The organism is Bacillus cereus group sp. BfR-BA-01522 (assembly GCF_022662635.1).
Lineage (GTDB): Bacteria > Bacillota > Bacilli > Bacillales > Bacillaceae_G > Bacillus_A > Bacillus_A cytotoxicus.
Window position 1 is genome coordinate 193,738 of the sequence record NZ_JAKUDY010000003.1, and the last position, 21,036, is coordinate 214,773.

A 21,036-nucleotide genomic window follows, 5' to 3' on the forward strand; every position below is an offset into this window, starting at 1 on the left:
AATAAAGGGGTCATACAGTATGTATAATTGTCGAAATGTTCGCTATTCTTTGTCGTCTGCGCAATCCGGAATGTGGTTTGCGCAGCAACTTGATCCAGATAATCCAATTTATAATACAGCTGAATATGTGGAGATACATGGGGTAGTGAATCCCGAAATATTTGAATTAGCAGTCCGTACTGTTGTAATGGAAGCAGAAGCATTACATGTTCATTTTGAAGAAGATGAAGCGGGCTTATGGCAAGTCATTGCTGATTCTTCAGATTTTCATATGCATTTCATCGATGTCAGTTCAGAAGATGATCCGAAACGTGCGGCTGAAATGTGGATGAAAGAGAATATATCCATACCAATTGATTTACAAAAAGACAAGTTGTTTACCGAAGCATTATTCCAAGTAGCATCTGATCATTTTATTTGGTATCAGCGTATTCATCACATTGTAATGGATGGATACGGTTTCTCGTTACTTGTCCAAAAAGTAGCAAAAGTATATACGAGGTTAATGAATCAGCAATCGTATCATGAGAAGCCATTCGGTTCTTTACAACAAGTGTTAGCGGAAGATGCTGCATATCGAAACTCTTCTCAAATTGAGAAAGACCGCAATTTCTGGTTAGAACGATTTCAAGATTTATCAGAAGTGATAAGCTTAGCTGAACATACATCTAAAGCATCGAAAGAATTTTTACGTCAAACAGCTTCTTTATCGCATTTGCAAACAACATCATTACAGCAAGTAGCGCTGGAGTGCAATGTAAATTGGCCAGACTTGATTATCGCTGCACTTGCTATTTATCTTCATAAATTAACAAGCGCCAAAGATATTGTCTTAGGATTACCGATGATGGGGCGTTTAGGATCAGCATCCATTCATACACCAAGTATGGTGATGAATGTCGTTCCGCTTAGAGTATCCTTATCTTCTCATATGAGCTTTGCTGAAGTTGCTGAGCAAGTCGCTCATGAAATACGCGAAATACGTCTTCATCAAAAGTATCGTCATGAAGAACTTCGCCGCGATCTTAAATTGTTAGGAGAAAACCAACGATTATTTGGTCCGATCATCAATGTGATGCCATTTGATTATCGTTTGAATTTCGCTGGAAATCTTGGAGTGAAACACAATCTGTCAGCGGGACCTGTAGACGATCTTTCTATACATGTATATAACCATTTTGATAAGAATGAATTCATGTTTCACTTTGATGCAAATCCTGCGGTATATAGCGAAGGAGATGTAACGGCTCATAAAGAACGATTTATGCATTTTTTAGAAACTCTAACACATATGAATCCAACTGAATCAATTGGTAAGATGGAAGTAGTACTTCCAAATGAACGCTATCAAGTAATACAAGCGTGGAATGAAACTTCTGTAGAAAAAGAACGTATCAGCCTGCCAAATTTATTTGAGAAGCAAGCGAACCAAACACCAAGTGCAACAGCGGTAGTAGGCGGAGAATGGCAACTGACTTATCAAGAATTAAACGAACGAGCAAATAAGCTAGCGCATTTCTTGTTAGAACGAGGGGTGCAGCCGGGACAATTTGTAGCCTTAGCATTTCCAAGGACAGTCGACATGCTAATTGGAATGTTAGCAGTACTAAAGACTGGTTCCGCATATATACCAGTAGATCCTGAGTATCCAGCTGATCGAGTGCAATATATACTCAGTGATGCCAATCCTATTTGCATGATTACAACATCTTCCGTGTTGGAGAATTTACCTGATGAGCGAAAGGTGGAGACGTTTGTAGTAGATCGTGAAGTAATGAAGAGAAAATTGCAACAGTATCCTTGTATCAATCCAGAAACGCGACATGCTTCTAGTCTTTTAAATCCTGCATATGCAATTTATACGTCTGGGTCAACTGGCAAACCAAAAGGTGTGGTTGTTTCAATGGAAAGTTTAAGCAATTTCTTATTAGCGATGCAGGATACATTTTCACTACAGGAAAACGATCGTTTACTAGCCGTTACAACTTTTGCCTTTGATATCTCAGCATTAGAAATGTATATCCCGCTTATAAGCGGTGCAAGTATTAGAATTGCGCAAAAAGAAGAAATCCAAGATTCAGTTACTTTAGCGGAAGTATTACAAAAAGAAAAAATTACGATTATGCAAGCAACACCATCGCTTTGGCAAATGCTTGTTACAGATAATCCGGAAAGTATAAAGGGGATACGTGCTCTCGTAGGTGGTGAAGCACTTCCCAATGCATTAGCAGCAAAATTAAAAGAATTAAATTGTGATGTTACAAATCTTTACGGACCAACAGAAACAACCATTTGGTCTACAATAATGCATCTGAATAGTACGAACACACACATACCTCCCATTGGAAAACCAATTTGGAATACAGAAGTATATGTATTAGATGCCAGCTTGCAACCGGTTCCGCCAGAGGTAGTAGGAGAATTGTATATTGCTGGAGCAGGGCTTGCTCACGGATATTTAGGAAGACCAGATTTAACAGCAGAGCGATTTGTGGCAAATCCTTATGGGAAACCAGGAACGCGGATGTACCGTACGGGTGATCTTGTCAAATGGCGTAGAGATGGTTATCTCGAATATATTGGTCGTGCGGACTATCAAATTAAAATGCGCGGTTTCCGTATAGAGTTAGCTGAAATAGAAACAGTACTCCATCAGCATGCAGCTGTTCAACAAGCAGTTGTACTTGTGAGAGAAGATCAACCAGGAGATAAAAGGCTCGTTGCTTACATTGTAGGGGAATCTGCTGATTCTACAGACATTCGCTCTTATGTAGCGGAGCACTTACCGGCATATATGGTTCCTTCAGCTATTATCGTATTGTCGAAATTACCGTTAACACCAAATGGGAAAATTGATCGAAAAGCACTGCCAGCACCTGATTTCAGTGTAAATACAAGTGAACGAGTACCGCGAAACCCGAAAGAGGAAATTTTATGTAATCTTTTTGCGGAAGTGCTTGGCCTTAAACGAATCGGGATAGATGATCATTTCTTTGAAATGGGCGGTCATTCTCTTTTGGCATCCCAGTTAATGGGACGCATTCGGGACATGTTAGGTGTAGAAATAGGAATTGGTAAATTATTTGAGGCGCCAACTGTTGCTGCACTTGCGAAACAGTTAGATGGTGCAAAAAGTACAAGGCCAGCTTTGAAAAAGATGAAGCGTCCGAAGGAAATTCCTCTTTCCTTTTCGCAGCGCCGTTTATGGTTCTTGAATTGTTTAGAAGGACCAAGTCCAACATATAATATTCCGTTAGTGATTCGTATATCTGGTGAAATAAATAAAGAAGCATTACAAGGTGCGTTTTACGATATTGTAGAACGCCATGAGACGCTCAGAACGATCTTTCCAGATCGATTTGGAACCCCGCACCAGAAAATTCTCACAATAGAGGAAGCGAAACCTAAGCTTATGATAACGCAGACTACGGAAGCGGATTTATCTGATTTGCTTGCTGAATCGGTTCGATATAGCTTTCATTTAGCTACAGAGCCTGCCCTGCGCGTTGAACTATTTGAAATTAGGAAAAATGAATATGTACTCCTTATTTTATTACATCATATTATAGGGGATGGTTGGTCTTTAAGCCCATTCACAAAAGATCTTGCCACTTCGTATAGAGCTCGTTGTCAAGGTGAAGTCGTGCAGTGGGAAACTCTTCCGATGCAGTACGCTGATTACGCTCTTTGGCAACAAGAACTATTAGGAAATGAAGAGAGAAAGGATAGTCTGATTTCAAAACAAATTGATTTTTGGAAAGAAAAATTAAAAGGATTACCAGATCAACTTGAGTTGCCTGCAGACTATCAACGTCCTGCTGAAATCAGTTATCACGGGGATACGATAGATTTTCATATTCATTCAAGGTTACACAAACGTTTATTAGAACTAGCTCGCATGCATGGTGTGAGTCTATTTATGGTAATGCAAGCAGGTCTTACGGCATTACTTACAAGATTAGGAGCTGGAACGGATATTCCAATTGGTAGTCCGGTAGCTGGACGCAATGATGATGCTCTTAGTGAGATGATTGGTTTATTTATAAATACATTAGTTTTACGTACAGATACATCAGGAGATCCGACTTTTGTAGAACTATTAAATCGAGTGAAAAAAGGAAATCTTGCTGCTTATGAACACCAAGATGTTCCATTTGAGCGACTTGTGGAAGTATTAAACCCTGTACGTTCGAGAAATAGTCATCCGCTCTTTCAAATTATGCTAGCTTTTCAAAATACACCGGAAGCTACATTTGATATTCCAAATGTAGATACAACGCTTGAGATTCAGAGCGTAGGCGCTGCCAAATTTGATTTGACGATTGAACTAAGTGAGCAAAGTACTAAAGAAGGAAACGCGAATGGATTACAAGGTTTACTAGAATATCGTACAGATTTATTTCAATATGAGACGGCTCAAAAATTTGTAACGCGGTTTATTCGACTGTTAGAAGATGCGGTAGAGAATCCAGAGAAACAGATTGGACGTTTAGAAATTTTAGAAGAAGAAGAATATTGCACGATTTTGAAAAAATGGAATGGTGGTTTTCAAACTACAGCTGAAGTGACGTTGCCAGAACTGTTTGAGCGGCAAGTTCGCAAGGCTCCGGGTGCAACTGCTGTTGTGTTTGAGGGGAAAACATTAAGCTATGAACAGTTAAATAAGAAGGCAAATCAGTTAGCTCGTTTATTAATTGCAAAAGGGGTAGGGCCAGAGCAAATCGTTGCGCTAGCAATGCCGCGATCACTTGATATGATGATTAGCTTATTAGCCGTTTTAAAGGCAGGAGCAGGATATTTACCGTTAGATCCTGATTATCCAGCAGATCGAATCTCATTTATGTTAAGTGATGCACAGCCGGTTTGTATCATTACAAGTACAGAAGTTGAAATAGAGTATCAAGCGACCAATGTAATTGTTATTGATGATGTGAAAACAAGGAATGCGATCGATCAATATTGTACCGAGGATATTGAGGATGTAGAACGAATCCAACCTTTATTACCGGTGCACCTTGCTTATGTTATTTATACATCAGGTTCGACAGGAAAGCCAAAAGGTGTTATGATTCCGCATCAAAATGTTGTAAGGTTATTCGGTGCAACGGATCATTGGTTCCAATTTGATGAAACAGATATTTGGACAATGTTTCATTCTTATGCATTTGATTTCTCAGTTTGGGAGATTTGGGGACCGCTTTTATATGGAGGTCGGCTTGTCGTTGTACCGCATACGGTCAGTCGTTCACCTCAGGAATTTTTACATCTTCTTGTTAAGGAGAGAGTAACTGTTTTAAACCAGACACCGTCCGCATTTTATCAACTGATGCAGGCGGATCGCGAAAACATAGAATTAGGCAAACAGCTTTCTTTACGCTATATCATTTTTGGCGGGGAGGCGCTAGAATTAAGCCGCCTAGAAGATTGGTACAGCCGTCATAAAGAGCATGCACCAAAGCTCATTAATATGTATGGGATTACGGAAACAACTGTACATGTAAGTTATATGGAACTGGATCAAAATATAGTATCCTTACGAGCAAATAGCTTAATTGGATGTAGTATACCAGATTTGAAAGTTTACGTATTAGATTCTTATTTGCAGCCTGTACCACCTGGAGTTATCGGGGAAATGTATGTGGCTGGAGCAGGGCTTGCACATGGATATTTAGGGCGCGCTGGATTAACGGCAGAGCGATTTATAGCAAATCCATACGGAGAGCCAGGGACTCGCATGTATCGCACTGGGGACTTGGCGCGCTGGAGGCAAGATGGAACATTAGATTACATAGGTCGGGCAGATCACCAAATTAAAATTCGCGGTTTCCGCATTGAACTTGGGGAAATTGAAGCTACAATTATGCAACATCCACAGGTAGAACAAGCCGCTGTTATTGTGAGGGAAGATCAGCCAGGTGATAAACGGTTAGTTGCATACATCGTTCTGTCACCACAAATACAGATAGAAACAGTTCATATGCGTCAATATGTCGGGAAGAGTCTACCAGATTATATGGTGCCATCCACTTTTGTTGTAATCGATCAGTTACCATTAACTCCAAATGGAAAGTTAGATCGAAAGGCGTTACCAGCTCCGCAATTTACAGTATCGAATAGAATCCGAGGACCAAGAACACCGAAAGAGGAACTATTATGTGACATATTTACAGAAGTGTTACAAGTGCCTCGAATTGGAATTGACGATAGTTTCTTTGAACTCGGCGGACATTCATTGCTTGCTGTAAAGCTAATGAGCCGTATTAGAGAGGCGTTAGGTATAGAAATAAATATCGGTCATTTATTTACAGCGCCGACAGTTTCCGCTCTTGCGGAAAGACTTGATATGGGAACGAATCAAAGTGCGTTAGATGTCATGTTACCTTTACGAACAAGCGGGGAAGAATTGCCGATATTTTGTGTTCATCCAGCGGGAGGACTGAGCTGGTGTTATGCAGGATTAATGAAATCTGTAGGAAAAGAGTATCCAATTTATGGGTTACAAGCACGCGGTATCTCCAAAAAAGAAAAGCTTCCAAAAACATTAGAGGAAATGGCTACGGATTACCTTATACATGTTCGTGAAGTGCAACCGCATGGTCCATATAGATTATTAGGATGGTCGCTTGGAGGAAATGTTGTTCATGCAATGGCGACGCATTTACAAAGTGAAGGCGAAGAAGTTGAAATGCTTGTGATGCTTGATTCGTATCCGGGGCATTTCTTACCAAATACAGAGGCGCCTACTGAAGAAGAGGCACTTATCGCATTGTTAGCTTTAGGTGGTTATGATCCAGATCATATGGATGGGAAACCACTTAATATGGAAAGTGCCATTGAAATTCTTCATAAGGATGGAAGTGCATTAGCCAGCCTAGAAAAGACAACCATTTTGAATTTAAAAGAAACATATGTGAATTCTGTTACTCTATTAGGAAAATATGTTCCAAAGAAATTTAAAGGGAATCTTATCTTTTTCAGATCGACAATGATACCAGAATGGTTTGATCCTATTTCACCGGACACGTGGTCTAGCTATATAGAAGGGGAAATAGAACAATATGATATTGACTGCCGGCATAAAGATTTATGTCAGCCGGAACCACTTGCTGAAATTGGAAAAGTTTTAGCGAATAGATTACAAGAAAAGAAAGGAGTAATCATATATGACGAATCCATTTGAAAATGATAATGATATGTATAAAGTGTTAATAAATGAAGAAGGCCAGCATTCTGTCTGGCCGGCTTTTCTTGATGTACCAGCTGGTTGGAGCGTTGTGCATGACAATGATAGTAGGCAAGCTTGTCTAACATATATTGAATTACACTGGACGGATATGATGCCAAAGCGTCTTCATCAACTTGAATATGTATCAGTAGGGAAGTAAGAATGAATCCAAAAATGGTTGTTACTGTTGTATATATTATAGCGATGTTTATGGCTTCCATGGATGCAACGATTGTGAATGTCGCGCTTCAGACGATTAGTCAAGAGTTACAAGTACCACCTTCAGCCATGGGGACAGTTAATGTAGGGTATTTGATTAGTCTCGCTATATTTTTACCTATTTCTGGATGGCTCGGTGATCGCTTTGGAACAAAACGAATTTTTTTAATTGCTCTTTCCGTATTTACAGTTGCTTCTGCATTATGTGGTATTGCAAATAGCATTACAACTTTAAATATATTTCGGATGATTCAAGGGGTTGGTGGAGGACTTTTGACACCAGTAGGAATGGCGATGTTATTTCGAACGTTTTCACCTGCAGAGAGGCCGAAAATTTCACGATTTATTGTGTTGCCAATTGCTGTTGCACCAGCAGTTGGCCCCATTATCAGTGGTTTTTTTGTAGAGCATTTATCTTGGCGCTGGGCGTTTTATATAAATGTACCGTTCGGGATGATTGCATTTATATTTGGCATGCTGTTTCTTGTAGAACATATAGAAACAGACGCTGGAAGATTAGACTTATTAGGTTTTATTCTTTCAGCACCTGGTTTTACGATGCTAGTATATTCTTTAAGTCAAGGGCCATCAAAAGGCTGGATGTCTTTCGATGTTATCGGAACTGGAATAGGTGGAATTTTCTGTATCACCTTATTTATTATTGTCGAACTTCGAGTAAAACACTCAATGTTAGATTTACGTTTATTAAAGGAACACCTATTTCGAAATATGAGCATCATTTCATTTTTATCGGCAGCGGGATTACTTGGTATGTTATTTATATTTCCACTTATGTATCAAAATATAGGACATGCATCAGCATTAGAAACGGGTTTGACGACATTTCCAGAGGCAATTGGATTAATGATTTCATCACAAATCGTACCATGGTCTTATAGAAAAATAGGGTCGCGAAGACTCATTTCTATCGGTTTACTATGTGCGGCTATTTTATTCGTTTTGTTAAGCTTTGTAACGAATGAAACAAACCCGTGGCTCATTCGTCTACTATTGTTTGGAATAGGTTTCTTCTTAGGACATTCTGTCGGGGCGGTACAATTTTCTGCTTTTCAGCATATTCAGTCATCTTCTATAGGAAGGGCTACAACGATATTTCATGTACAAAATCGCTTAGGTTCTGCAATAGGTGTTGCGATTCTTGCTAGTATGTTAGCGCTGGAAAGTTATATTGCAGGTGAAATGGTAGTTGGACAAATCAATATTACAGCTTATCAAATTGCTTTATGTACCGCAGCTGGCTTTTTGTTTATCGCATTATTATTTGCATTACGTATTCGCGATGAGAGCGTAAGCAAAAAAGGAGAACAAACATCTATACAATGAAATAAAAAAGCGGCAAGGGAGTGAAGAGATTGTAGAGGATATAAAGGGGGGATGCTAGTGATAGCTTGGAAGGATGGAGATTTCATTCCGAAACTTCATCAGCGTAACTGTCAAATATGGTGGGCACAAATATCAGACTTACAACCATGGCATTTTCATTTATTAAATGAAGAGGAACGCAAAAAGGCAAATTCGTTTCATCATGCAGCGGACCGCGCCCGCTTTGTAATCGGTTGTGTAATTAGTCGTCTCGTACTTGGAAAACATCTGAGTGTGTCTCCGCTTCAAGTACCAATAGATCGGATGTGTCCAGTTTGTAAGTTAGCACATGGAAGGCCGCAATTACCAGATGGTATGCCGCAATTATCCGTATCGCATTCTGGGGAGTATGTTGTCGTAGCATTTACAGCCTCTGCGCCTGTTGGGATAGATATTGAACAAATAACGCCGAATATTGATGTTATGAATATGGCGACAGGTGTATTAACAGATACGGAAATGATGCACGTTATGCAATTGCCAGATGAAAAAAAGATTGCAGGGTTCTTAACGTATTGGACACGGAAGGAAGCTGTACTAAAGGCTACTGGAGAAGGACTGATGATCTCGCCAACTCATCTTACGGTCTCAGCACCAAATGATGCTCCTAAACTACTTGTTTTTAAGGAAAAATCATCACTCTTAGAAAATACAGTCATGATGGAGGTACAATTAGGTTTTGGATACATCGCATCATTGGCAGTGTTAAATAAAGAAATAACAGAGTTTCAACAGCGAAATGCTAGGTCTCTTCTCTATTTTTACGAAGAAGAGAGATTGCCAATATACAAAAGTTCAGAAAGATAAAAGAGGTGTTGGTCGTGTTAGTAACGGAAAGTAAAAGAAACGAAGCTGCTGATATGACAGCCGCAAAAGCCATAAAAGATATCGTGTTTTCTTATGAAAAATCATCAATGGAAACGTTAGAAAACATCATTCAAGACAGCGTTCAGTTTCATGTGATTGAACAAGAAATGTTGGAGAGGGAATATATTCCAAAAGAAGTGAAAAACTTTTTTGATCATAATGGAACATGTCTTTATCGTGTGTCTTCTATTTCTTACAAAGGAAAGGTATTATCTGAAAGACTCGTATTTGCTGATACATCACTTTTGCCGAGACATGTAAAGAAAGAATTAGAAAATGAATGTATCCCTGTTGAAGAATTAGTGAGACAGCTAGATACAAGAAAAAATATTCTATATCAAGGTTACCAGCCGTCAGGACATATCCTTGAATTATTTGATGGATGTTCAGTAGAATCACATATATATCCAACTAGAAAATATCAAATTGTAAGTAAATGCAAATGCTTATTTTATATTTGTGAAGTATTTCATGCAAAACATATATATGAAGTTATGGAGTGAACTGTACCCCGAATCATGGACACTAAAAAAAAGCCCATGATTCGGGGTTTTTGTGTATCTTTATAAGCAAACCTTGTTATAATGGATACAACGATAGAAGTGAGGTACGGAACATGAGTAAAATGATTTTTAATGAACGACAAAGGAAACAACTAGAAAAGAATGAAAATGTGGTAAAAGTATCAGAACGTTCGATTCGCTATTGCCCAGGTTTTAAAGTAAGAGCTGTGAAAGAAAATCAACAAGGAAAAGGACCCAATCAAATTTTCTTAGAAAATGGGTTCGATTTAGAGATGATCGGTGAAAAGAAACCAAACCAATGTTTAAAGCGTTGGAGAAAAACATATAAACAATTTGGGGAGGAAGGATTTTATACAGAGCGTCGCGGAAAAGGAAGTACGGGGTGCCCTTCTTCCAAACAACTCTCTTCTGCTGACAAGCTAAAGAAAGCAGAAGCTCGTATTGCGTTTCTGGAGGCAGAACTGGAATTCTTAAAAAAGTTAGACGAACTCGAAAGGCAGGCGTTACAGAAGAAGCGATTTTAACACCTCGTGAAGCCTATACACTCATTGAACAAACGATTCGTCGCTTCCGATTTCCTCGTATGGTGCGTTATTTTTGCGAACTCGCGGGCGTGAGTCGTAGTGGATATTACGCTTGGCTTCGCCAAACAGATCAGCATATGGAGAGAGAACGGAATGACGAAAAAGATTACGAACTGATTCAAGAAATTTTTTACCGAAAAGAGAAAAAATGCGGTGCTCGTTTTATCAAAATGGAATTAGAAAATACAAAGGGGATTTGTATGAATCTCAAGCGTATTTACCGTATGATGCACAAGTATCATCTTGTAACGAAGGTTCGTCGGGCGAATCCTTATAAACAAATCGCAAAAGCGACACAAGAACATAAGACTTGTCCGAACCTGTTGAACCGCCAATTTCATCAGGGAGAACCGGAACAAAAGATGGTAACCGATATGACGTATTTATTTTATGGGAAAGGGAAAAAAGCATATTTATCGTGTGTAAAAGATTGTAAGACGCGAGAGATTTTAGCTTATCACGTCTCTCCCTCTTTACAAATGGAGATCGTCTATCACACCCTCGAAAAATGGAAAGTGAGATTAGGAGGCACCATTCATCCAGAAGCCCTACTTCATTCCGATCAAGGTGTTCATTACACTCATCCAGAATACCAAAAGCGAGTAAAAGAAATGGGACTCAGACAATCTATGCCATGTAGAGGCAACGGCTTAGATAACGCTCCAATGGAATCCTTTTTCGGTCATATGAAGGATGAATGAAATGATAAGTGTTGTCAAACATTCCAATCTCTTCAGGAAGTAATAGACAAGTATATGCAAGAGTATAATCATGAGCGTTATCAATGGACACTCAAAAAGATGGCTCCGGTACAATACCGGAACCATCTTTTAAGTGCTTGATTTTTAAAGGTCTTTTTATTAAACTGTCCATTTTATAGGGTACAGTTCAAAGCGAGGTGAGCTTTTTTATTTTTTCTTTAGGTATCGCATTTAATAATGCATAAAGAATTTAAGAAATACTTCGGTGTTTCAGCCGAAAATTCGCAATCTGGAACTTCTGTACGCTTGACTAAACAAACATATAGTGGTATTCGAGCATGTCAGGTACTTTATCAGATGTCTATGGTGATGTTGGAAAATGGAAAACGAAAACCGATTGTGTTATGATTGTAAAGTAGAAGGAGCATCGTAAAGAAAAAAGTAATTGGTCATCTTTGTGGTAAAATTGCAAATTTAATCTATACAATATTAAATGGCCAGAAATATAATCCTAAAATACAAGCGGTAGCTTGTGGAATAAATTGCGATGAAGTATATAAATTAGAAGAAAAATAAGAGCCGGTGTTATTAAATTAAAGGGTGATTAAACAAGATATGTAATTATTTGTTATAACAAGAAGAAATGTATGGGACAGGATATAACCTATAAGATTTGGACAGTTGTAATGATTCAAAACGGAGATAAAGTATTGTTATTAGACAGACAGCGCGATAACTTTAAGGGGTTTATTCCACCAGGCGGAAGAGTAGAATTCCCTAAGAGTTTTGTAGATGGGGCTATACGAGAGGTAAGAGAGGAAACAGGACTTGAGGTTCGTAATCTGATTTTTAAGGGGATTTCCGAGTTTGTAAATCCTACTGTAAATAAGCGATATATAATGATGAACTATTGGACGAACGATTTTACAGGAGAGTTATTAGAAAATCCTCCAGAAGGCGAATTACATTGGATAAAAATTGAAGAAGCAAAAGATTTACCTATGCAAGAAGATATAAAAATAAGATTCGATTTATTTTTTGAACCTGGAACATTCGAAATTCAAACTGTGTGGAACGAAGAAAAGAATAAACCAGAAGATGTATTCATAAAAAAAACGTAATTTGTCATTTCACATAATCCGCCCTTACGTTGAGTACGTGTATCCAACGTAAGGGCTCTTTTAAATTCGTTTTGAAATTTTCTTAGCTAAGATAACGTGAATATCTCGGCTGAACTCCCTAATGGTGAATTTATAATAGCTAAAAATAGTGACACTATATACAAAATGATGAACCAAAAGTCGTAGTTTTTGATCAATCTTTTTTCAAAACACACCTTTTCTTTTTGTTAGTTTATCAAAGATTAATAGTATTAATTTAATCAAACATTACTCTCAAGCAACAGAAGGATAATTCGCCCTTTGTAGAGTATATGTATTCAACGTAAGGCTCCTTTTAAATGCGCATTTTAATTTTCGTGGTGAAGATAGTTCCAAAAAGCTGGCGATACCCCAGATAAAACTATTCCAGAAACAATTGGTCCAAAATATGCTCCGATTTTTATTCCCGCTTAGTTTAGATAAAACTACATCAACAAAGTGATTTGCATAAACTTCTATCTTATTTATATCCCACATAGTTCAGATAAAACCCCTATCTATATACGGATGATACACCTTATGATAGCAACATTTTAACAGGTATATCAATCAGTATTTTGCAGCGAATCATCACTCATATTGTTGTATTCTCTTAAAACATGTTGAAAGACCTTGTCATATCAAGGTTTTCTGCATGTTTTATAAAAACGAGGTTCGCTGCAAAATTACGAAAGTCCCACATGATTTTTATCTTTACTATATGGAATCAAGAAAAAACTTTATTTGTACAGAAAGGGTTTTTTCATTTATTTCTACGTATTTATTGAATATTAATTTTCAAATAAATTATAATAATTTTATATTGAAGATTAAGGAGGAAAATAATGAGATTGAAAGTAAGTTTTACTTGCAAAGTAATTCCTCTCTCGTATCGATTTATGTTTGTGAGTTTTATTAAAGAGGCTCTAAAAGCATCAAACGCAGTATATGCGGAGAACCTATATGTCTTTGAGAATAAACCGAATAAAAAAAGCAAGAATTTTACGTTTTCCGTTTATCTTAAAGACTATGTTTTAGAAAATAATGAATTCTTCCTCCAAAACGGATTGGACTGGATTATTAGTTCACCTGATCCTGAATTCATTTCTTATTTAGTAGATGGTTTAAACGAAATTAAAGATTTTCAGTACAAAGGATACAAACTACAAAAGAAGAGCATATCTCTACTACCGGAGGTCAAAGTGAAAAGTGATACGGTAGTATTCCGCACCCTTTCCCCTATTTTTATAAAAGACAGAGATGGAAAACCTCTTGCTCCAACAGAAGAAGGTTATGAAGAGAGTTTTAATTATATTTGTGATATGACTTTGCGTAATTATCATGGAGAAGGCTTAAAAAAACCTTTACAATTCATACCTATGAATTTAACAAAACAAGTTGTAAAAGAAAAATTTGAAAATATCCCAAATTATCAGCACTTTGAAGCTTATAAAGGCACATTCTTGTTAAAGGGAAACCAAGAAGACTTAGAAATTCTTCGTCAAATCGGTACATCCTTTAAAAAGTCACAAGGGTACGGATGCGTGTCCGTGGAGTACCAATGATTCGGTTATATTTAGAAGATTGGGCTACGAACACTGGTATTTTGGGGTTTTATCGTATTTTAGAACATGCCGAAACAGATTTATTTGAAACTGAAGAGACATATCTAGATTTTGATCCAAAATTACTTCACGCCTTTCCGAAATGGTTTTTCAATTATGCTTTTGATATATTTTCTGTTGCAAATGAAAAAGAAAATAAGATGAATGCTTTTCTAACATACGCTACATCCAACTTTAAATGTTCTAAAGAATCTATCTTTGCTGATATTAAAAGTACAGAAAATAAGTTGAATAAACGTTTGCTAATTGAAGGTGGAACCTTAAAAGAGCTGTTTAGCAGAAAAAAAGATGTATCAACCATTGAAGAATTAAAAACAAGCATCAATGATTACCTGAAGTTGTTAAAACAAAATCAAGTAAATGAGGCTTTAACATTAAATATGATTCGTTCTTATTTAACTGAACTTCATGGACAAACGAGTTTTTTACAAAGATCACGCAGTATCCTAAATCGTTCAGAACATGAAGAATTCCTTAAAAGAGATTTCGTTCAACCTATTTTACTAGAACAAGAGATTCTTGCTATTCTTCAGTCTTCTGCCAGCCCTAACGAAGCTATAGAAGGCTTAAACAAAGTGATACAGCAATCTGATAATAAAATTTTCACAAAATTAGCGAAACAAATTGTTAAGAAATTAGAAAAAGACGAACTGTTGTATTGTCCTGTTATTGAAGGGCAACTTGCTCTTACGGATTACACGGAAGCGGTCTTCTATCCAAATTCAGTGAGCATTGATAATGCAACGAATTACACATGGAATAACCAAGCGTCTTTTCCTATATCTAATCTGTATCGATTAATTATGTTTTGTTCCGTTTTTGGACTCCACAGAGAGCAAATAAAAAAAGAGGTAACTTATTCTTTTATTCAAACTGATGAGGATTTTGATGCACTAGCGGAAATAAATGATTTATTTGTTACCAATAAAAAGCAAAACAATCCTTTTGAAGTGTTTTTATACAACACATTAAAAGAAGCAAAGGATAAAGCAAACTGGATCTCTAAAAATATGTTAATTGTTGAATTCCAAAATAAAGGAAAGAAAACAATTCTTACACAGAATTTTTTATCAGAACATGCTATTCAATACATTCAAGAACGTGGAAGAAAAGAGCTCAATCATATTAAGTATCCACCGTTTCGGAACGTGATTCTACGTAAATTATTAAATGGAGAGCAATTTTTTCGTAACATTACTAACCAATTGAGGAAAAACGTAAATAACAACTATTCCAGTTATGATACGTATGCAGCCACTTTGGCTATGTTTCATTTAAATAGAATAAAGGAGTGTAATGGCATGTCAAACGAAACACGAGAAGCTCAATATGAATCTATGCAAAAGAGACTCCAGTATGCGCTAAGGGATGGACGCGAAGTACGTAGAAGACTTACTGATCGTAGAATGGAAAATAAGATTCCAGGCATTACTTACCGTCTATTAAATGCTTTAACTACCAATAACCGTCAGCAATTTTTTGAAACATTATTCCGCACCTTTTTATTAGTGGAAAAGAACACTTCTATGTATGTGGATGCTACAAGGGAACATAGTAATGAGTTTGAAGGTATTGCAAGTGCTTTACTATCCGGATTAAATGACAAATCCTATAAAAAAGAAGGGGAGGAAGCAAACTAATGGCTGGATTAACATTAACAATCGTATTTCAAGGAGATTCATTAAATTATGGAGAAGGAATCCATAACATCTCCGAATTAAAGAAATTTAATCGTGGAAATGGAGATGTTCATACATTTGCCTCGCGACAAGCCATTCGATACGATATGGTTCGTTTAGGAGCCGAGCGTTATGGTTGGAACTTGGATACAGTTGGCCGTGCCAAAGGGGAAGGGGAAGGAAAAAATAAAAATGTGGTCCAATATTCTCCCAGTGTTACCATTCAAGAATCAGAAGAAATGGATTTATTTGGTTATATGAGAACTGCAAAACGTGATATGGGGAATAAACGTCCAGCTAGCGTTCGTTTGTCTCATGCCATTTCTCTTGAACCGTACCGAGGAGATTTAGAATTTTTAACAAATTTAGGACATGCTTCACGTATCAATGAAAAACCAAATCTCGCAACATTTGAGCGGCATACAAGCTTATATTCTTATACCATTACTATTGATTTAGATAGAATTGGTGTAGATGGAGAAATTGAATTACCAAGTGAAGAAAAGGCACGACGAATCAAAGAATTCTTAGAAATTGTATTTTCCTTAAATCGTAATATCCGCGGGCGACAAGAAGATTTATCTCCTTTGTTTGCAATTGGAGGTCTGTATGCTATTAATCAACCGTATTTCTTAGGACGTACACAATTACTTCCGACAAAACGTGAATATCGTTTACATTCTATTATGCTGCAAGAAATTTTAGAACGCCGCAGTATGGGGCGGACTGTACAAGAACAAACGCATGTTGGTCTGTTATCTGGTGTTTTCGCCAATGAAGAAGAGTTGCGAAATCTTGTTTCAAGCGACTCAACTCATACGATTCCAAGTATGCTAGATTATCTATTACAGCAAGTGGAGAATTATTATGTCGGCTAATGCAGCATTACGAGTAGATTTGTATCAACAAACCGCTTGTTACAAGAAACCGATGGCACAAAAAGCAAAGGAAACTTACCCGCTTCCACCGTATAGTACGGTAAAGGGGTTCCTTCACTACGTATTAGGTGCAAATGAATTAATTCCAATGGAAATTAGCATCCAAGGCACTCACGAAGGAAAGCTGTTTGATCTGCAAACACATTATTTTTACAAGTCGAATGAAATTACAACCATGCCCACACATGTTCATATGTTGAAAGAAGTCTCCCTTATTTTTCATGTACTTGCAGAACAACATGTATTAGAGAAATTACAAACAGCATTAAAAAATATCAATGAAGCACCACACCTTGGTCGACGTGAAGATTTAGCGGTCATTGAAGACGTGAAAATCGTAACATTGAAAGAAAGACATACAAACAAAATCATTACACTCAAAAATGATTTCTATATACCACGTCATTGCATTGTTGATCGCCTTGATTATATGAATTATAAAGGAATTTCATATCGTTTGAATACAGTATATCAAGTGAAACAAGGAATTCGTACTTGGGAGACGGTTCAAACACAGTTCTTCCGTAAAGGAGAAGGGTTAAATTCACCTCAGTATATGGAAGATGAAGATGGACATCTTGTATTTTTCCATGCCTTATGAGTGGGCATGGATTTTTTTCAGGAGGAAAAGACATGGAAGATTTCATTTACGCAAAGTGGGATCAGCAAACAGGAGAATTTGAAACATTACAAGAACATACAAGGCGAGTATTAGAAAATTTATCTTTATTAAAACACTTGTATGGTTCTCTTTTATCAGAAGAGATCTGGCAACTGGCACAAGTAGCTGCACAATACCACGATGCAGGAAAGGTTTATGAGGGATTTCAACAATTTATTAAACTCAATATGGGGTTATCTCCTTTAACAAAACAAGAAATTGAAAAAAAATATCCTAATGTTCCTCATGCTTTTATTTCCTTACTTTGTGTTCCATTCTTACAATTGCATTATTCTCAAAGTAAAGAACGGGTTGTGAAAGAGGCAATTGCACATCATCATGTACGAAACGTAATGTTTGATGCACAAATACTAAATGCAGTTTTACCAGATTTAAAAGGGAAAATAGACCGTCTGGAGCAAGAATTGTGCTGTTCTGTTAATAAAAACCTTGATACTACAACTGTAGGTTGGAAACCAATTAAGAAAAAGGATAAAGAATATCCTTTTCTTGTGCTTGTAAAGGGACTTTTAAATCGTGTAGATCATGCAGCTTCTGCAGGAGAACTTGTAGAATGTCATGCAGACAAAGGGGTTGGGGCTTATGTCGATGAATTTCTAAATAAGAATGGTCATAAACCACGCAGTCTACAACTCTTTTCTTACGAGAATCGAAACAAGAATATTGTAGCTGCTGCACAAACTGGTATGGGGAAAACAGAGGCTTCTTTATTTTGGATTGATGAAGCGAAAGGTTTTATTACACTTCCTATCCGCGTAAGTTTAAATGCCTTGTATGAGCGTATAACAAATGGAATAGGATATGTAGATGAAGAGGGGCAAGCGATTGCTGGATTGCTACACAGTGGAAGCGTGGATTTTCTACAGACATTAAACAATGATTACGAAACCAATGAACTTATCTATGAACAGTCTCGTTTATTGAGTAAAAAGTTAACATGTAGCACAATTGACCAAATTCTGAAGTTTCCATTTTTATTTCGAGGGTATGAGAAATACTTGGCAACAATGGCGTACTCTAAGATAGTTTTAGATGAAATACAAGGTTATTCTCCGAAAATCTTAGCTGTTATACTCAAAGCATTGGAAATGATTCACCAGATAGGCGGTAAATTTATGATTATGACCGCTACACTTCCAACTGTTTTTATGGAAACAATGAAGAAACGAGGCAAAATCAAGGTAAGTGATTTTGTAAAAAGGGAGTTTTATAATAACTTAATTCGTCACCGCATATCTATACGAAAAACAAAGATCGATGAGGATTTAGAACATATTCGCAGAGCTGGACGAAATAAACGTGTATTGATTATTGCTAATACCGTAAAAGAAGCCAAACGTATATACGGGTTGCTTAATAATGAAAATGTAAGGTTGTTGCACACGCAATTTATTCAGCAGGATCGTGCTGTTTTAGAAGAAGAAATTAAAAAATTCGCACCAAATGATAAAAAACGTGAAAAACAAAGTGGTATTTGGATTACCACACAGCTTGTAGAAACTTCATTAGATATTGATTTTGATTTGCTATTTACTGAAATCTCTACATTAGATAGCTTATTTCAGCGTTTAGGTCGTTGTTATCGCGGGAGAGAGTATAAGGGAACAGAACCTAATGCTTTTGTTTATACAGAATCAGAAGGGATAGGGAGCGTTTATGATAAAGATATTGTAAACAACGGTTTAAAACTTTTAGAATCCTTTAATGAACAAAAACTACATGAGAAAACAAAAATGGAGCTTGTAGAAACATTATATAAAACAGAGAACCTAAGTAAAAAATACTTAGACGAATTCTATCAAGCTTTAAAGATATTAGATAAACTGCCACTAAACGATATGGGAAATACAGAAGCACAAAGGTTGCTGCGTGATATTGATAATTATCAAGTTATTCCCTGTTCTATATATGTAGAGAATCGTGAGTTATTTACTACATTTAAACAGGAAAAAGATTTGAAACAGCGAAAATTATTACGAATGCAAATCGAAAAGCTTACAACCTCTATTTCTAGAAAACAGGTTCAACGATACGGGATCGAAATAAAGGAACTTGACATTCCTGGACTTCAATACATTCACACTTTAAATTGTAAGTACGATTTTAATAAAGAAAAGATAACAGGAACAGGAATTGTACTTCCTTAACTTTGCAGTAAACCTCGTTTTTATAAAACATGCAGAAAACCTTGATATGACAAGGCCTTTCAGCATGTTTTAAGAGGATACAAAAACATGATTGATGATGTGCTACAAAATGCTGGATGATACACCTGTTAAAATGTTGCTATCATAAGGTGTATCATCCGTATATAGATAGGGGTTTTATTTGAACTATGTGGGATATAAAGCACTTACGAATGATAATGATTGCTTGTTTCTCTTCTGGGGGTAACATGCACATTTTAACCTTTTTATACGCTAAAGGATTCTTAAAACTCAATATTCCCTATTCAATTTAGGCGTTGATTTAGGGATAAGTTTTGAGACATATTTAAAGCTATTTTCAGCATATTTTAGGTTCCATTTCATTTGTCTCAAATACTCCCTTGTTTTTGAGATTGGATGAATCGCTTAGAGTAGTCAAATCAACGTTTTTTCATATTGAATTTTTCTTAGCGCATATTTTCATTAAAATGGGATGTTTCTCTACGTTTTTTAGAGAAGCATGAAAACATTGTTTTCTTAGGACCGAGTGGTGTTGGTAAGACCCACTTGGCTACTTCCATCGGCATCGCAGCAGCTAAGAAACGCACAAGTACATATTTCGCTAAATGTCATGATTTACTTCAAAATCTTAAACGTGCAAAAGTAGCAAATCGCCTTGAAAATCGTTTAAAACACCATACGAAGTATAAATTACTTATCATTGATGAAATCTTTTAGAGAGCCGAAGAAAATTTTGGGAGATGAAGTATTAACAACAGCTATTTTCAATCGATTTTTACATCACGCAATAACATTTAACCGCTAATAAAAGAGAATTTCAATACGCTATTGGCAGATCGATTAGAAATAAAAAAGAAGATGATCATTTCATACATAGATGGTCATCTTCTTTTCGTTTCTGTATATAGATAAAAATTCTGTTCTTTTCTTTTTTGGATAGAATAGATCAAGTTTCTTCTTATTTTACAGCTTCTTTTAATTCTTTTCCTGCTTTGAAGGCAGGAACTTTTCCAGCTGCAATTTGGATTTCTTCCCCTGTTTGAGGATTGCGTCCAGTTCGAGCTGCTCTTTCCCGTACTTCAAATGTTCCGAATCCAATTAGTTGTACTTTGTCTCCGTTTTGTAAAGCATTCGTAATTGTGTCAAATACAGATTGAACAGCTACTGAGGCATCCTTTTGAGAGATATCAGCTGACTGTGCTACATTTTTGATTAATTCCGTTTTGTTCATTTTTTCACCTCATAAAAGAATTATTTTGCGTGTGATTACTAGTATAATGAATAGTAAGAATAGAAAAGGAT

Annotated in this window: 12 protein-coding genes and 3 pseudogenes; 14 read left to right on the forward strand and 1 reads right to left on the reverse strand. The window is 36.7% G+C overall.

Features of this window, described 5'->3' with window-relative positions; genetic code table 11:
* Positions 1-19: 19 nt before the first annotated feature.
* The 14 genes and pseudogenes from MR059_RS06055 to MR059_RS06115 form a co-directional block, all read left to right on the forward strand.
* Positions 20-7,180 carry an amino acid adenylation domain-containing protein gene (locus tag MR059_RS06055; protein WP_242161621.1) on the forward strand — a complete coding sequence of 2,387 codons (7,161 nt, stop codon included), beginning with the start codon at positions 20-22 and terminating at the stop codon, positions 7,178-7,180.
* Complete coding sequence (locus MR059_RS06060; protein WP_012094248.1) at positions 7,164-7,385, forward strand: MbtH family protein; 222 nt, start codon at positions 7,164-7,166, stop codon at positions 7,383-7,385. The genes MR059_RS06055 and MR059_RS06060 overlap by 17 nt, the downstream gene beginning before the upstream one ends.
* A 2-nt stretch (positions 7,386-7,387) precedes the next feature.
* Positions 7,388-8,788 carry an MDR family MFS transporter gene (locus tag MR059_RS06065; protein WP_012094249.1) on the forward strand — a complete coding sequence of 467 codons (1,401 nt, stop codon included), beginning with the start codon at positions 7,388-7,390 and terminating at the stop codon, positions 8,786-8,788.
* 51 nt (positions 8,789-8,839) lie between these two features.
* A complete protein-coding gene (locus MR059_RS06070) occupies positions 8,840-9,634 on the forward strand; it encodes a 4'-phosphopantetheinyl transferase family protein (RefSeq protein ID WP_012094250.1) in 795 nt (264 codons plus the stop codon).
* A 14-nt stretch (positions 9,635-9,648) separates the two neighbouring features.
* Positions 9,649-10,197 carry a hypothetical protein gene (locus tag MR059_RS06075; RefSeq protein ID WP_048722932.1) on the forward strand — a complete coding sequence of 183 codons (549 nt, stop codon included), beginning with the start codon at positions 9,649-9,651 and terminating at the stop codon, positions 10,195-10,197.
* A 113-nt stretch (positions 10,198-10,310) separates the two neighbouring features.
* A pseudogene (locus tag MR059_RS06080) lies at positions 10,311-11,644 on the forward strand (IS3 family transposase).
* Between the two features lie 99 nt (positions 11,645-11,743).
* Positions 11,744-12,079 (forward strand): annotated as a pseudogene (locus MR059_RS22455) (IS110 family transposase); the annotation flags it as partial.
* 71 nt (positions 12,080-12,150) lie between these two features.
* Positions 12,151-12,624 carry an 8-oxo-dGTP diphosphatase gene (locus MR059_RS06085; RefSeq protein WP_200902082.1) on the forward strand — a complete coding sequence of 158 codons (474 nt, stop codon included), beginning with the start codon at positions 12,151-12,153 and terminating at the stop codon, positions 12,622-12,624.
* A gap of 863 nt (positions 12,625-13,487) precedes the next feature.
* Positions 13,488-14,207, forward strand: coding sequence for a CRISPR-associated endoribonuclease Cas6 (gene cas6, locus MR059_RS06090; protein WP_048722938.1), 720 nt, complete (start codon positions 13,488-13,490; stop codon positions 14,205-14,207).
* Positions 14,183-15,907, forward strand: a complete 1,725-nt coding sequence (gene cas8a1 / locus MR059_RS06095; RefSeq protein ID WP_239453022.1) for a type I-B CRISPR-associated protein Cas8b1/Cst1 — start codon at positions 14,183-14,185, stop codon at positions 15,905-15,907. Before cas6 ends, cas8a1 begins: the two co-directional genes overlap by 25 nt.
* Complete coding sequence (cas7i, locus tag MR059_RS06100) at positions 15,907-16,824, forward strand: type I-B CRISPR-associated protein Cas7/Cst2/DevR (protein WP_048722942.1); 918 nt, start codon at positions 15,907-15,909, stop codon at positions 16,822-16,824. The genes cas8a1 and cas7i overlap by 1 nt, the downstream gene beginning before the upstream one ends.
* On the forward strand, positions 16,814-17,485 hold the full coding sequence (gene cas5b / locus MR059_RS06105) for a type I-B CRISPR-associated protein Cas5b (protein ID WP_048722944.1): 672 nt from the start codon (positions 16,814-16,816) through the stop codon (positions 17,483-17,485). The genes cas7i and cas5b overlap by 11 nt, the downstream gene beginning before the upstream one ends.
* 32 nt (positions 17,486-17,517) lie before the next feature.
* Complete coding sequence (locus MR059_RS06110) at positions 17,518-19,713, forward strand: CRISPR-associated helicase/endonuclease Cas3 (protein WP_048722946.1); 2,196 nt, start codon at positions 17,518-17,520, stop codon at positions 19,711-19,713.
* A 495-nt stretch (positions 19,714-20,208) separates the two neighbouring features.
* Positions 20,209-20,445: pseudogene (locus MR059_RS06115) on the forward strand (ATP-binding protein); the annotation flags it as partial.
* A gap of 247 nt (positions 20,446-20,692) precedes the next feature.
* Here MR059_RS06115 and MR059_RS06120 read toward each other — a convergent pair.
* Positions 20,693-20,965, reverse strand: coding sequence for an HU family DNA-binding protein (locus MR059_RS06120; RefSeq protein ID WP_012094252.1), 273 nt, complete (start codon positions 20,963-20,965; stop codon positions 20,693-20,695).
* Positions 20,966-21,036 lie beyond the last annotated feature (71 nt).

Excerpts from the sequence above, each read along its gene's own strand:
- MR059_RS06055 (WP_242161621.1), top strand. The coding sequence starts at position 20 with ATGTATAATTGTCGAAATGTTCGCTATTCTTTGTCGTCTGCGCAATCC.
- MR059_RS06060 (WP_012094248.1), top strand. The coding sequence starts at position 7,164 with ATGACGAATCCATTTGAAAATGATAATGATATGTATAAAGTGTTAATA.
- MR059_RS06065 (WP_012094249.1), top strand. The coding sequence starts at position 7,388 with ATGAATCCAAAAATGGTTGTTACTGTTGTATATATTATAGCGATGTTT.
- MR059_RS06070 (WP_012094250.1), top strand. The coding sequence starts at position 8,840 with ATGCTAGTGATAGCTTGGAAGGATGGAGATTTCATTCCGAAACTTCAT.
- MR059_RS06085 (WP_200902082.1), top strand. The coding sequence starts at position 12,151 with ATGGGACAGGATATAACCTATAAGATTTGGACAGTTGTAATGATTCAA.
- cas6 (WP_048722938.1), top strand. The coding sequence starts at position 13,488 with ATGAGATTGAAAGTAAGTTTTACTTGCAAAGTAATTCCTCTCTCGTAT.
- cas8a1 (WP_239453022.1), top strand. The coding sequence starts at position 14,183 with ATGCGTGTCCGTGGAGTACCAATGATTCGGTTATATTTAGAAGATTGG.
- cas7i (WP_048722942.1), top strand. The coding sequence starts at position 15,907 with ATGGCTGGATTAACATTAACAATCGTATTTCAAGGAGATTCATTAAAT.
- cas5b (WP_048722944.1), top strand. The coding sequence starts at position 16,814 with ATGTCGGCTAATGCAGCATTACGAGTAGATTTGTATCAACAAACCGCT.
- MR059_RS06110 (WP_048722946.1), top strand. The coding sequence starts at position 17,518 with ATGGAAGATTTCATTTACGCAAAGTGGGATCAGCAAACAGGAGAATTT.
- MR059_RS06120 (WP_012094252.1), bottom strand. The coding sequence starts at position 20,965 with ATGAACAAAACGGAATTAATCAAAAATGTAGCACAGTCAGCTGATATC.